The sequence below is a fragment of the Labrys miyagiensis genome, assembly GCF_030160835.1.
Lineage (GTDB): Bacteria > Pseudomonadota > Alphaproteobacteria > Rhizobiales > Labraceae > Labrys > Labrys miyagiensis.
On sequence record NZ_BSPC01000092.1, the window covers coordinates 1 to 12870 of the forward strand.

Below are 12870 nucleotides of genomic sequence, written 5' to 3' on the forward strand. Positions count from 1 at the left end.
GCGCTACGCCTTTCTCCACGCCGTGCAGTTCCGCGACGAGCCCGAACTCGCACCCGTGTAGAGCAAATCGCGATTTCATGAATCGCAATTTGCTCTAACTTGTTGCTTTGACGTATTTTCTTCATTGAAAAAGCCTATCGGCTTTTCTTGAAGACACTTTGGAAGGTCTGTATTTCCGTGAAGCCCGTTGCCCTGTTCGATCTCGATGGCACCCTGGTCAATGCCGACCATCTGCATTACGAGGCCTGGAAGCACATGCTCTCGCCGCATGGCATCGACCTCACGGAGGAATCCTACCGCACCGACGTCATGGGTTCGCCCAACAGCCTGCTCCTGAAGAGCCTGCTCAAGGGCCTCGACGAGAAGGCCGGTCTTGCCCTGATCGACGACAAGGAGGCGATGTTCCGCCGCCTCTTCGTCAAGATCGAGCCGGCGAAGGGGCTGACGGCTTTCCTCGACTGGCTCAGCGGGCATGGCGTGCCGGTCGGCGTCGTCACCAATGCGCCGCGGGCCAATGCCGAGCACCAGCTTCATGGCCTCGGCCTGGTGAAGCGTTTTCCACTCGTGGTTATCGGCGCCGAGGTGGCGAGGCCCAAGCCCTTTCCCGATCCCTACCAGGTGGGCCTTGAACGTCTCGGAGGCCGTGCCGCCGCCAGCCTCGCCTTCGAGGATTCCCGCTCGGGTATCGCAGCCGGCAAGGCGGCGGGGCTCAGCGTGGTCGGCCTGATGACGGGCATGAGCGAAGCCGCCATGCTCGCCGAAGGCGTCGATCTCGCCATTCCCGACTACGAGGATCCCCGCCTGCTGCCCTTCGCAGCGAAGCGCCTCGGCCTCGCCTGATGGCAGGGGCCTGCGGCGGGACGGGATCCCGCTGGAAGAGGAGATGTCTTCGAGCGTTACTGGGAGCGCGGACATCTTGTCCGCTCTTGGAAACGCCGCGCAAGCCGGGAGTGATGCATGCGCGTTACGGACGCGTCAACCTCTCTTGGAACGATTGCGGTTCAAGAGGCGGACAGGATGTCCGCGCTCCCAGTAGAATTGCCTTTCCCTCCTTCTGCGAACGCGCTAACACCTGATCGTCTCATGGGGTGCCTGCAAGGGCTGAGAGGCTGGAAGCGCGGTGCTTTCAGGCCAACCCATCGAACCTGATCCGGATCGTACCGGCGGAGGGATGAGCCTTGAAGCAACACGCTTCCACAGCCCTTTCTTCATTCTCGCTGTCCGTCTCGATCGCCTATCGATTTGGAGGACGCTCATGCTGAAGAAACTCGTGGCCGCCATCGCTCTTGCAGCTTTTGCCACGGCGGCACACGCCCAGGGCAAGCCGGTTCTCACCGTCTACACCTATGAAAGCTTCTCGGGCGAATACGGCCCCGGCAAGCAGCTGCAGACCGCCTTCGAGGCCAAGTGCGGCTGCACGATCAATTACGTCACCGCCGATGATGGCGGCGCTCTGTTCGCCAAGCTCAAGCTGGAAGGCGCGTCCACCAATGCGGATGTCGTCGTCGGCCTCGACGACAATCTGATGGGGGAGGCGGAAAAGTCGGGCCTGTTCGCGCCGCATGGCCTGGCTACCGATGGCCTCTCCTTGCCGGAGCCCTGGAACGACAAGACCTTCGTGCCCTTCGACTGGGGCTATTTCGCCTTCGTCTATGACGGCGACAAGTTGAAGAACCCGCCTGCCAGCCTGAAGGAGCTCGTCGAGAACAAGGACGGGCCGAAGGTGGTGATCGAGGACCCGCGCACCTCGACGCCTGGCCTCGGTTTGCTCGCCTGGATGAAGGCAGTCTATGGCGACAAGGCCGCCGATGCCTGGAAGCAGCTCAAGCCTCGCATCGTCACCGTCACGCCCGGCTGGTCGGAAGCCTATGGCCTCTTCCTCAAGGGTGAGGCCGACATGGTGCTCTCCTATTCCACCTCGCCTTCCTACCACATCGAGGTCGAGAAGAAGACGAACTACCACGCCGCCATGTTCCCCGAGGGACATCAGGTGCAGGTAGAGGTCGCGGGCCTGGCGGCGAGCTCCAGGCGGCAGGATCTCGGCCGCCAGTTCCTGAGCTTCCTGTTGTCGAACGAAGGGCAGGCCGTGCTGCCCGAGACCAACTGGATGTTTCCCGCCAAGACCCCGGCCGCCGGCCTGCCCGACAGCTTCAAGGCCGTACCGGTGCCCGCCAAGGCGCTGATGTCGGACCCAGCCAAGCTCGCCGAGAACCGCAAGGCCTGGATCGACGAATGGCTGGCGGCCATGGCGAAGTGAGGGGTTGATGGGGGGCATGTCAGGACTAGGTGCGGCTTGTCTCCCCCACGAAGTTAGGGGAGGTGGCCCGCCAGGTAGAATCTATCAGAACAGGGCGGCGTGTGCAGGATATGACACAAGCAATCGCACAGCTCTTCGGTCCAACCCCATAAGCCTCGCCCTGCTTTCCACACCCCCTCCGTCATTGCTTCGTAATGACACCTCCCCCAGCTTCGTGGGGGAGGCCGCGCACACAACTTGTGTGCGTTGGGGTCGCGTCCTGTTCTGCTCCGTTGCACCACACCCCTGAATGCCCGGCCTCGCCCTTCTCGCCGCCCTGGCTGCTCTCGCCCTTGCCTCCCTCGCCAGCCTGTTTCTGGCGGCCGGCGGCGAGCCGTGGCAGGGCAACGGCGCCTATCTTGTTTCGATAGCCAGCTTCACGTTCTACCAGGCTCTGCTCTCGACGCTCCTCTCCCTGATCTTCGGCTCGCTCGTGGCTCTGGCCCTGGCGCGGCGGCATTTCCCTGGGCGTCGCCTGCTGTTGGCGCTCTTCGGCGTCGCCACCGCCTTGCCTTCCATCGTCGCCGTCTTTGCCTTCGCGGGCATCTTCGGCCGTGTCGGCATCGCCAACGTCATCCTCGACGCCATCGGCCTGCCCAGCCTCGCCATCTATGGCCTCACCGGCATCCTGCTCGTCCATGTCTTCTTCAACGGCGCCTTCGCTGCCCGTGTGTTCCTGGCCGCGCTGGAGGCGGTGCCGGGCGAGCATTGGCGCCTGGCGTCTTCCCTCGGCCTGCCCCCCGGCGCCGTCTTCCGCCTGATCGACTGGCCGGTGCTGCGGCGAGACATGGCGGCGCTCGGCCTCCTGATCTTCATCGCCTGCGCCACCAGCTTCGCCATCCCGCTTACGCTCGGCGGCGGCCCAGGCAGTGCAACCTTCGAGGTGGCGATCTACCAGGCCATCCATTCCGACGCGGATTTCGCCCGCGCAGCCGTGCTCGCCTTGCTGCAGATTGGTGCGATGGTGGTGCTAGTGGTGCTGGCAGCCCCCCTCCTGGTCTCAACACCGGAGGCCGCGGCGCTGGGCCGCCGCATCGAGCGACCGGATCGTCAGGGGGCGGCGCTCCACCTGATTGATGCCGCCGTGCTCGTCATCGCCCTTCTACTCATCGTGCCGCCCTTGCTGGCCGTGATCTGGGCCGGGAGGTCGTTGCTGACCGGATTGGACCCGCTGGTGCCGCGAGCCCTCGGCACCAGCCTCGCCGTCGCGATCGCAGCCGCCACGCTCGCGCTCGGCGCAGCGCTGCTGCTCGCACGCTCGCGCGCCACCCTTGGTGCTTCCGGCTGGGCCCGGACCGCTCGGCTGATGGCCTCGGCACCGCTGCTGACCCTGGCAATCCCGCCGCTTGCCTTTGCTGCCGGCCTCTACGTCATCGCCCGGACTTTCGGTGCGGCCGATCTGATCGCAATGCCGGCCCTGATCCTCGTCAATGCCATGATGGCGCTGCCCTTCGTGCACCGGCTCGTCGATCCGCCCATGGCGCTCGCCCAGGACCGCTATGGACGCCTTGCCGAAAGTCTCGGCATGAGTGGTTGGACCAGGCTGCGCCTGATCGAATGGCCGCTGCTGGCGCCCTCGGCCACCGCGGCCTTCGCCTTCGCCATGGCGCTGTCGCTGGGCGATCTCGGTGTCGTCGCCCTGTTCGGCTCGGAGGGGCTGGTGACCTTGCCTTCGCTGCTCTATGCGAAGCTCGGCTCCTATCGCATCGAGGAGGCCGATGGCATCGCTGCCCTGCTGGCCGGGCTGGTGCTGGTGCTCTTCCTGGTGGCCGACAGGCTGGGAGGCCGGCATGCTCGTCGCTGACAAGCTCACCATCGTCATCGACGATTGGACGGGCGTCTACGATCTCTCGGTTCCAAGCGGCAGCCTGGCGGCGATGGTTGGTCCTTCAGGCGGCGGCAAATCGACCCTGCTCCACGCCATCGCAGGCTTCGAGAGGCCGTCGAGCGGCAGCCTCAGCTTCGAGGGGACGGACCTCCTGCCACTGAAGCCCGCGCAACGCCCCGTGGCGATCGTCTTCCAGGACCACAATCTCCTGCCGAACCTCTCAGCGCTGCAGAATGCGGGCCTTGCCCTGTCGCCGTCGCTGCGGCTGTCGGCGGCCGACAGGAGCGTCATCTCCGCCATGCTGGAGCATGTCGGCCTTGCCGGGTTGGAGAAGCGGCTGCCTTCCGAGCTCTCGGGTGGGCAGCGCCAGCGTGTGGCGCTCGCCCGAGCCATGCTGACCACACGCCCGCTCCTGCTGCTGGACGAGCCGCTGACCGGGCTTGACCCGGCCATGCGCGCCGGCATGATCGACCTTATCGATACGCTGCGGCGCGAGAAGGGGCTGACGGTGCTGATGACGACCCATACGCCCGAAGACATCGAAGGAAGGGCGGATCAGATCCTGACCGTGGCGGACGGGCGGATTACGCGATAGTCGTCCCGTGCGCCGCAGCGCAGACACGGGATCGCGAAGGGAGTGAAGCTCTTTCTTGCATACAGTCCTGTATCTTCACCGCATGGCTGCGCGCTTCGATGCGCACGGGATGACGGTCGCTGTTGCGCTGCACTCGCCAAGGTCTAAGCTTCCTTCTTTGCGTAGAGAAGGAATCGCCCGCATGGACGCCAGCGCGCTTGCCAGACTGATCGCCCAGGGGCGGGGCGCCGAGCCGGCTGATCTCGTCATCAAGAATGTGCGGCTGCTCGATCTCGTGAGCGGCGACCTCACGCAGACCGACATCGCCATCGGTGGGGATCGTATCGTCGGCACCTACGCGTCCTATGCCGGCCGGCGCGAGATCGACGCGCGCGGGCTGATCGCGGTGCCCGGCTTCATCGACACCCATCTCCATGTCGAATCCTCCCTGGTGACGCCGGCCGAATTCGATCGCTGCGTGCTACGCCATGGCGTGACCACTGCGATCTGCGACCCGCATGAGATCGCCAACGTCATCGGCGCGGACGGCATCCGCTTCTTCCTGGAATCGGCCGGCCATACCGCCCTTGATCTGCGCGTGCAGCTCTCGAGCTGTGTGCCCGCCACCCATCTGGAGACATCCGGCGCCCGGCTCGGCGCCGAGGATCTCCTGCCCTTCGCCGGCCATGACAAGGTGATCGGCCTCGCCGAGTTCATGAATTTCCCCGGCGTGATCAACGCCGATCCCGACTGCCTCGCCAAGCTGATCGCCTTCCAGGCCTGCCACATCGACGGCCATGCCCCGCTTCTGCGCGGCTCCGATCTCAATGCCTATCTCACCGCCGGCATCCGCACCGACCACGAGACGACCACGGCGGAGGAGGGGCGGGAGAAGCTCGCCAAGGGCATGACGCTGTTGATCCGCGAGGGCTCGGTCTCCAAGGACCTGCACGCCTTGGCCGAACTTATCACGCTGAAGAATTCGCCCTATCTCGCTTTCTGTACCGATGACCGCAACCCCCTCGACATCGCCGAGGAAGGGCATCTCGATTTCATGATCCGCACCGCCGTCGGCCTCGGCGCCGAGCCGTTGGCGGCCTATCGCACCGCGACGATTTCCGCTGCAATGGCGTTCGGGCTGCGGGATCGCGGCGTGATCGCACCGGGCAAGCGGGCCGACATCGTGTTGCTGGAGGATCTCGAACATTGCGCTGTGCGCCAGGTGATCAGCGCTGGCCGCCTCGTCGAGGACGGGCTTTTCGAGGGGCGCCCACGCGTGCAGCTGGTCGGCCTCGATTCGATGAAGGCGCCGCATGTCACGGCATCGGATTTCGAGGTAGCCGCCTCGGGGCCGACGGGACCCGTGATGGGCGTCATGCCGGGCAAGATCATCACGCAGCATCTGCGCCTCAGCCTGCCTTATGCCGATGGCCGGCGCGCGATCGATCTCGGCCAGGACGTGGTCAAGGTCGCGGTGGTCGAGCGTCATGGCGTGAACGGCAATATCGGCCGTGGTTTCGTCAAGGGCTTCGGCCTGAAGCAGGGCGCGATCGCCTCTTCCGTCGGGCATGACTCGCATAATATCTGCGTGGTCGGCGCCGACGACGGCGACATGGCTCTCGCCGTCAATCGTCTCAGCGAGATCGGCGGCGGCTTCGTGGTGGTGCGCGGCGGCGTCGTGATGGCGGAACTGGCGCTGCCCGTGGCCGGGTTGATGAGCACCCTGCCTTTCGAGACGGTGCGCGACCGCCTGATGCCGCTCAGGGCCGCGGCGAAGTCACTCGGCGTCACCCTCGCTGAGCCCTTCCTGCAGGTCGCTTTCCTGCCGCTGCCGGTGATTCCGCATCTGAAGATCACCGATCGCGGCATGGTGGATGTCGACCGCTTCGAGCTGATCGCCGCCTGATTCAAAATCTGAGGAAAGGATGGAAAACCATCTCTTTTCAAGCTTGTATGGCGTCGTCCGGAATCGGTTATTCAAGCAATGAAACTCCTCGTCGTCTTCTGCCATCCCTGCGCGGAAAGCTACGTCGCCGCCGTGCGCGATGCTGCCCTGCGCGGGCTTGCCAAGGCCGGGCACGAGGTGCGCCTTCTCGATCTCTACGCCATGGCGTTCGATCCGGTGATGAGCGGGGACGAGCGGCGCGGCTATCACGACAAGGGCAGCAACGAGGCGCCCGTGGCCGAGCATCTGGCCCATCTGCGCTGGTGCGAGGGACTGATCTTTGTCTATCCCACCTGGTGGTATGGTCCGCCAGCCATGTTGAAGGGCTGGCTGGAGCGCGTCTGGGTGCCGCACGCCACCTTCACCATGCCCGACAAGGGCAAGCCGATAGGCCCGGTGCTCACCCATATCCGCCTGCTCGCCGTCATCTCGACGCTGGGCTCGCCGTGGTGGTGGTGGAAACTGGCCATGAAGGAGCCCGGCCGGCGCATTCTCCTGCGGGGGCTCAAGGTGCTTTGCGCCCCGCGTTGCCGCACGATGTGGATCGCGCTGCATCGGCTCGACGAGATATCCGATGCCAAGCGCCGGTACTTCCTCACCGAGGTCGAGAAGAAGATGGCCCGGTTGAAGGGCTGAAGACGCAGATTCCCAGCAAGATCATCCGCGCGCAATGGGTGTCTTTCGCCGTGAAATGGCTGCCTGCCCCTGTTTAGCCTCAATTTGACTGGCGAGAACCGTCGTTTTCTGCCGACTTCGTGGAATTCCGTGGGCATTCTACCCCTTCGGACTTGACTCAGCCCGCAGCCTATTGTCTCAACGCGCCGTCTCAAACAGGGTGCTTGCATGAGTATCGCCTTCACGTTTCCCGGGCAGGGAAGCCAGACCGTCGGCATGGGCAAGGGACTGGCCGATGCCTTTCCGGTCGCTCGGGCCGTCTTCGATGAGATCGATGCTGCGCTGAGCCAGAAGCTGACTTCCGTGATCTGGAATGGCCCGGAGAGCGACCTCACCTTGACCGAAAATGCCCAGCCCGCCTTGATGGCTGTCTCCCTCGCTGCCTTCCGCGTACTGCAGGACGAAGCCGGTCTCGATCTCAGGAAACATGCAAGCTTCGTCGCCGGCCATTCGCTCGGCGAATATTCCGCGCTTGCCGCTTCCGGCGCCCTGACGATTTCCGATACGGCGCGCCTGCTGCGCATCCGCGGCCGGGCCATGCAGGCGGCGACGCCGGTCGGTACTGGCGCCATGGCGGCGCTGCTGGGCCTCGATTTCGAACAGGCGACCGCCGTCGCCGCGGAGGCTGCGCAAGGCGATGTCTGCCAGGCCGCCAACGACAATGCGCCGGGCCAGGTTGTCGTCTCCGGCGCCAAGGCCGCCGTGGAGCGCGCGCTCGAGATCGCCAAGGCCAAGGGCGCCAAGCGGGCCATCCTCCTGCCGGTTTCCGCTCCCTTCCACTGTGCGCTGATGCAGCCGGCCGCCGATGCGATGGCCGAGGCGCTGGCCAAGGTGGTAATCGAGGCGCCGGCCGTGCCGTTGGTCGCCAATGTGCTGGCACGCTCGATCTCCGACCCGTCCGAGATCCGCAAACGCCTGGTCGAGCAGGTCACGGGTACCGTGCGCTGGCGCGAAAGCGTGGAATTCCTCGCTGGCGCCGGCGTCACCAAGCTGGTCGAAGTCGGCTCCGGCAAGGTGCTGAGCGGGCTCGTCAAGCGTATTGCTTCCGGTGTCGAGGCGGTCAGCGTCGGCACACCCGAGGACATCGCGGGCTTTGCCCCGACCCTCGGCTGAACAGAACGCAGCAAGCAGGCGCCCCGCGGCGCCAGGATATTAAAACGGGTAAGCCTCGCTTCGACCGGCATGCCGCCGGACCCAGCCAAGACGGCGCCCGAAAGGGGGAGAGAATGTTCGACCTTACTGGCAAGATTGCACTCGTGACCGGTGCCACCGGCGGCATCGGCGCCGGAATCGCCACTGCCATGCACAAGCAGGGTGCGATCGTGGCGCTGTCCGGCACCCGCGAGGCCGTGCTGGAGGAACTCGCCGCCAAGCTCGGCGAACGCGCCCATGTCTTCCCCTGCAACCTGACCGACAAGCAGCAGGTCGAGGCGCTCGTTCCCAGCGTCGAGGCCAAGCTCGGCCAGCTCGACATCCTGGTCAACAATGCCGGCTTCACGCGCGACGGGCTGATCATGCGCATGAAGGACGAGGATTGGGACGACGTCATCGCCGTCAACCTGACGGCAAGCTTCCGTCTCGCCCGCTCTGCCGTGAAGGGCATGCTGAAGCGCCGCTATGGTCGCATCATCAACATCGCGTCGCTTTCGGGCGTGATCGGCAATGCCGGCCAGACCAATTATGCCGCCTCCAAGGCCGGTCTCGTCGGCATGTCGAAGTCGCTCGCCCAGGAAGTCGCCACGCGGGGCATCACCGTCAATTGCATTGCCCCCGGCTTCGTCGAGACGGCCATGACGGATGTGCTCAACGAGAAGCTGATGGAAACCATCCTTGCCACGGTCCCGGTCCGCCGGCTCGGCCATGTCGACGAGATTGCCGCCGCCGCCGTTTACCTTGCTTCGGTGGAGGCGAGTTACACCACCGGCCAAACGTTGAATATTAACGGCGGAATGGCAATGATTTGAAGGGCTTACAGGAAAATCCCATGCTTGTTTCCAGTCTGGGGCTGCCCGCTGGCAATGGCATTTGAAGTGTGTTAATCACCGCCAAGGGGCATTCCGATGGCTCCTGCGAATGTGATTGTCCGGGAAGCTGGACGGCCGGTCGAAGGACCGGCCCCGGTACTCAGAACCAATCAAACACCGACCGTCTCACCGACGGCAGGAAAAAAATAGCCGTCAGGCAGTCTTGGTTTATCAAAGGAACAAAAAATGAGCGATATCGCAGACCGCGTGAAGAAGATCGTGGTTGAGCACCTCGGCGTCGATCCGGACAAGGTCACCGAGAATGCGAGCTTCATCGACGATCTGGGCGCCGACTCGCTCGATACGGTTGAGCTGGTTATGGCTTTCGAGGAAGAATTCAACTGCGAAATCCCCGACGACGCCGCCGAGACGATTCTCACCGTCGGCGATGCCGTGAAGTTCCTGACCAAGGCAACCGCCTGAGCCTGTAGTCGGGGACTATGTCTCCCCGGCACACCATCAGGGGGCAAGCGGGGCAAGAATGTTTCGCAGCCCGGGGCCACGAAGTTCCGGGCAGTTTGCGGTCAGTGGGGGTTGAGTAGCCGGGGAGCGCCATTTCCCCGGCCTTTGGAGGTTAAATGAGGCGCGTTGTCGTAACTGGTCTCGGCATGGTCGGCCCCACGGGTGGCAATGTCGAAACATCCTGGGCCAACCTTATCGCTGGCAAGAGCGGCGTGATAAAGATCGATCGGTTTGAGACGGCCGATCTCAAGGCCCGGATCGCCGGCCTGCTTCCGCATGGCGACGGCACCAACGGTACTTATAATCCAGACCAGTGGATGGAACCGAAGGAGCAGCGCAAGGTTGACGACTTCATCGTCTTCGCCATGGCGGCAGCCACCCAGGCCCTCGACGACGCCGATTGGCATCCGGCCTCCAAGGAGGACCAGGAGCAGACCGGCGTGCTCATCGGTTCGGGCATCGGCGGCCTCCAGGGCATCGAAGAGGCTTCGCTAACCCTGCACAGCCGGGGCCCCAGCCGCATCTCTCCTTTCTTCATTCCCGGCCGTCTGATCAACCTCGCCGGCGGCCAGGTCTCGATCCGCCATGGCCTCAAGGGGCCGAACCACGCCGTGGTCACCGCCTGCTCGACGGGCGCGCACGCCATCGGCGATGCTTCGCGCCTGATCGCGCTCGGCGATGCCGATGTCATGGTGGCCGGCGGCACGGAATCGCCGGTATGCCGTCTGGCGCTGGCCGGCTTTGCCGCCTGCCGCGCTTTGTCGACCTCCTTCAACGAGGAGCCGGCCCGCGCCTCGCGTCCTTATGACCGCGACCGCGATGGTTTCGTCATGGGCGAGGGCGCCGGCTGCGTCGTGCTCGAGGAGTATGAGCACGCCAAGGCCCGCGGCGCCAAGATCTATGCCGAGGTCATCGGTTATGGCCTGTCGGGCGATGCCTATCATATCACCGCCCCGTCCGAGGACGGCGACGGCGCCTATCGCTCCATGCAGATGGCGGTGAAGCGCGCCGGCATCTCGGTGGGCGATATCGACTACATCAACGCCCATGGCACCTCGACCATGGCCGACACCATCGAGCTTGGCGCCGTGGAGCGCCTGCTCGGCAATGCCGCTGGGAAGGCCTCGATGTCCTCGACCAAATCGGCGACCGGGCATCTGCTCGGCGCGGCCGGTGCCATCGAGGCGATCTTCTCGATCCTGGCTCTCCGCGACCAGGTCGTACCGCCGACGCTCAACCTTGAAAATCCCGAGGTCGAGACGCCGATCGATCTGGTGCCTCTCACTGCGCGCAAGCGCGATGTGAACGTGGTCCTGTCCAATTCCTTCGGGTTTGGCGGCACCAATGCCTCGCTCATCCTGCGCAAGGTCCACTGAACCCCTGAAGCAAAACGCGTCTGAACGGAACGCTGTTTTGCTTCAACTCTCTGTTTCGTCGCGTTTTTTGGTGCTTGGCGGTTCCATCGGACCGCGAGACGTCGGAGTGCCTTTCGTCACCTGTGGTGTGCCGGAAGCGCTACAGACTCGAGGCTGGCCGGCATTTTCGCCATATTCGCGAGGCATGCCGTTCATCATAATATTTGAATCGCTTTCCGATCCGTTTGATTCGGAAGGCGATTTCGTATTCCTGTTTTGACGCATCCTTGCCGAGGCAGGCTGGTGTTCGGGCGTACCGCAAATCCGATCGACGATCCGGGCGGGCCGCTACCAGCTGTGTGGCCGGCTTGAGGATGCCCAAGCGTTTTGCGATTTGCCGGAATCGGCAAGAATCGGAAAACGCGTCGGAACCAAGAGTTAGAGCAAATGGCGTTTTCGCTAGAACGCGTTTTGCTCTAGGGCGGACGAGGTTTTCATGGTCGACGATCGCGACGATTCGGGGCTGCCGAACGAACGCTCACGCTCCTTCGGGAGGGGCAGCCCGGGTGCGCGCGGATCACGCAACATGATCCAGCCCGATGCTGTCGCCAAGCCGCCGAGCCGCTCGACCTCCGTGCGCAATCCCTTCATCGTTGCCGGCAACGCCATCTTCGTCATCCTCATGCTGCTGGCGATCGGCGGCTATTTCGGGCTGCGCCAGTTTACCACGCCCGGACCCTTGACGGCGGCCAAGACGGTTTATGTGCCCAAGGGTAGCGGCCGCGACGAGATCGCCGACACCCTGGAGCGCGAAGGCGTCATCACCGGGGCGACGACCTTTACCACCGGCATCTTCCTGCTAGGCCGGGGCAAGGATCTGAGGGCGGGCGAATATGCCTTCCAGCCAAACGTCTCGATGTACGACGTGATGAAGACCATGTTGGAAGGCAAGGTCATCCAGCACGCCCTCACCATTCCCGAAGGGCTGACCAGCCAGGCCATCATCGACAAGCTCAACCAGGACGATCTCTTGACCGGCGATGCACCGCCGGTACCGCCAGAGGGCTCGCTGCTGCCTGACACCTACAATTATGAGCGGGGCACCACCCGTTCGGCCATGGTGCGCCGGATGCAGGACGAACAGAAGCAGACTGTCGAGGAGATCTGGAAGCAGCGCGCGCCCAATCTGCCGCTGAAGAGTCCGGCCGAGATGGTGACGCTCGCCTCCATCGTGGAGAAGGAGACCGGTCAGGCCGATGAGCGTCCGCATGTCGCCAGCGTCTTCGTCAATCGCCTGCAGAAGAATATGCGCCTGCAGTCCGACCCCACCGTGATCTACGGCATGGTCGGCGGCAAAGGCAGGCTGGACCCGACGCAGAAGATCGACACGAGCTGGAAGAGCCCGTTCAACACCTATACGAATGCCGGCCTGCCGCCGTCGCCGATTGCCAATCCCGGCCGCGCGGCAATGGAGGCGGCGGCTTCGCCGCTGGCGACCAAGGATCTCTATTTCGTGGCTGATGGCAGCGGCGGGCACGCCTTTGCCGCCACGCTGGACGAGCACAACAAGAATGTGACCCGCTGGCGCCAGCTTCAGCAGCAGGGCGGCGATGCGACGCCGGCCCCCGTTGCCGATCCGCCGGCAACGCCGGCACCGGCTGTGGCTCCGGCGCCTGCCGCCATCCCGGCGCCAGTCGGCCCGGCCGCCGCC

11 protein-coding genes and 1 riboswitch are annotated in these 12870 nt (G+C 64.4%); all 11 genes read left to right on the top strand.

The features are described 5' to 3' along the window. Nucleotides 1-177: 177 nt before the first annotated feature. Nucleotides 178-840 (top strand): HAD family hydrolase, encoded by a 663-nt coding sequence (locus QQL24_RS34525; protein ID WP_284316859.1) that lies wholly within the window; start codon nt 178-180, stop codon nt 838-840. Between the two features lie 234 nt (nt 841-1074). After that, nucleotides 1075-1189: riboswitch (TPP riboswitch) on the top strand. 66 nt (nt 1190-1255) lie between these two features. Next, entirely contained in the window at nt 1256-2257 is a 1002-nt protein-coding gene (gene thiB / locus QQL24_RS34530) for a thiamine ABC transporter substrate binding subunit (protein WP_284316860.1), read from the top strand. 289 nt (nt 2258-2546) lie between these two features. Next, complete coding sequence (locus QQL24_RS34535) at nt 2547-4100, top strand: ABC transporter permease subunit (protein ID WP_284316861.1); 1554 nt, start codon at nt 2547-2549, stop codon at nt 4098-4100. Continuing rightward, on the top strand, nt 4087-4719 hold the full coding sequence (locus QQL24_RS34540) for a thiamine ABC transporter ATP-binding protein (RefSeq protein WP_284316862.1): 633 nt from the start codon (nt 4087-4089) through the stop codon (nt 4717-4719). The genes QQL24_RS34535 and QQL24_RS34540 overlap by 14 nt, the downstream gene beginning before the upstream one ends. A 181-nt stretch (nt 4720-4900) precedes the next feature. Next, a complete protein-coding gene (gene ade, locus QQL24_RS34545) occupies nt 4901-6604 on the top strand; it encodes an adenine deaminase (RefSeq protein ID WP_284316863.1) in 1704 nt (567 codons plus the stop codon). Between the two features lie 78 nt (nt 6605-6682). Next, entirely contained in the window at nt 6683-7279 is a 597-nt protein-coding gene (locus QQL24_RS34550) for an NAD(P)H-dependent oxidoreductase (protein ID WP_284316864.1), read from the top strand. A gap of 207 nt (nt 7280-7486) precedes the next feature. Next, nucleotides 7487-8431 carry an ACP S-malonyltransferase gene (fabD, locus tag QQL24_RS34555; protein ID WP_284316865.1) on the top strand — a complete coding sequence of 315 codons (945 nt, stop codon included), beginning with the start codon at nt 7487-7489 and terminating at the stop codon, nt 8429-8431. A gap of 113 nt (nt 8432-8544) precedes the next feature. After that, complete coding sequence (gene fabG / locus QQL24_RS34560; protein ID WP_284316866.1) at nt 8545-9282, top strand: 3-oxoacyl-[acyl-carrier-protein] reductase; 738 nt, start codon at nt 8545-8547, stop codon at nt 9280-9282. A 246-nt stretch (nt 9283-9528) separates the two neighbouring features. Next, nucleotides 9529-9765: an acyl carrier protein gene (locus tag QQL24_RS34565; RefSeq protein ID WP_068287214.1), complete on the top strand. Its 237-nt coding sequence runs from the start codon at nt 9529-9531 to the stop codon at nt 9763-9765. A 155-nt stretch (nt 9766-9920) separates the two neighbouring features. After that, entirely contained in the window at nt 9921-11180 is a 1260-nt protein-coding gene (gene fabF / locus QQL24_RS34570) for a beta-ketoacyl-ACP synthase II (protein WP_284316867.1), read from the top strand. A 475-nt stretch (nt 11181-11655) separates the two neighbouring features. After that, on the top strand, nt 11656-12870 hold a 1215-nt coding region (gene mltG / locus QQL24_RS34575), incomplete at its 3' end, for an endolytic transglycosylase MltG (RefSeq protein WP_284316868.1).

Excerpts from the sequence above, each read along its gene's own strand:
- QQL24_RS34540 (WP_284316862.1), top strand. The coding sequence starts at position 4,087 with ATGCTCGTCGCTGACAAGCTCACCATCGTCATCGACGATTGGACGGGC.
- fabG (WP_284316866.1), top strand. The coding sequence starts at position 8,545 with ATGTTCGACCTTACTGGCAAGATTGCACTCGTGACCGGTGCCACCGGC.
- fabD (WP_284316865.1), top strand. The coding sequence starts at position 7,487 with ATGAGTATCGCCTTCACGTTTCCCGGGCAGGGAAGCCAGACCGTCGGC.
- fabF (WP_284316867.1), top strand. The coding sequence starts at position 9,921 with ATGAGGCGCGTTGTCGTAACTGGTCTCGGCATGGTCGGCCCCACGGGT.
- ade (WP_284316863.1), top strand. The coding sequence starts at position 4,901 with ATGGACGCCAGCGCGCTTGCCAGACTGATCGCCCAGGGGCGGGGCGCC.
- QQL24_RS34550 (WP_284316864.1), top strand. The coding sequence starts at position 6,683 with ATGAAACTCCTCGTCGTCTTCTGCCATCCCTGCGCGGAAAGCTACGTC.
- QQL24_RS34535 (WP_284316861.1), top strand. The coding sequence starts at position 2,547 with ATGCCCGGCCTCGCCCTTCTCGCCGCCCTGGCTGCTCTCGCCCTTGCC.
- thiB (WP_284316860.1), top strand. The coding sequence starts at position 1,256 with ATGCTGAAGAAACTCGTGGCCGCCATCGCTCTTGCAGCTTTTGCCACG.
- QQL24_RS34565 (WP_068287214.1), top strand. The coding sequence starts at position 9,529 with ATGAGCGATATCGCAGACCGCGTGAAGAAGATCGTGGTTGAGCACCTC.